Source organism: Halobellus sp. Atlit-38R, assembly GCF_003665925.1.
Classification (GTDB): domain Archaea; phylum Halobacteriota; class Halobacteria; order Halobacteriales; family Haloferacaceae; genus Haloquadratum; species Haloquadratum inordinatus.
Map to the genome: position 1 here is coordinate 1 of NZ_QXIJ01000365.1, position 446 is coordinate 446.

The window sequence follows — 446 nt, forward strand, 5'->3', positions numbered from 1 at the left end:
CACGCGCCCGATGGAGTACATCATGGGTATCCACTCTGCGTTCTCGCGTCCGCCGGACAAGACCATCTACCTCGATGTGGACCCCGAGACGGCGGCCGCCCGAAGTGGGTCGACGAATAAGTTCGAGCAGGCAGCGTACCTCGCGGACGTGCGGGCGAACTACGAGCGACTCATCGACGCCGAACCGGAGCGGTTCGTCCGCGTCGACGCGACGCAGCCGCCGGAAGACGTACTCGATGCCGTCGAGTCGGCGCTCGAAGAGATTCTCGACGCGAACTGAGCGACACTCAAATACTGTCTCGAAAACAACGCGACGGCGTCATAGAGCCGTTCTCACATCCGTTCGATGTAGGTCGGCGGTGTCGTTCTCAAACCCTTCAGCAAAACTAACGACGCGGACCCAGAGTGGAAGTGACACGGGTAACACCCGTCAGAACTCCACGACT

At 60.8% G+C, this 446-nt stretch carries 1 protein-coding gene; it reads left to right on the forward strand.

What is annotated here, in order from left to right:
- On the forward strand, positions 1 to 280 hold a 280-nt coding region (locus D3D02_RS19860; RefSeq protein ID WP_394337748.1), incomplete at its 5' end, for a dTMP kinase.
- Between the last annotated feature and the right edge of the window lie 166 nt (positions 281 to 446).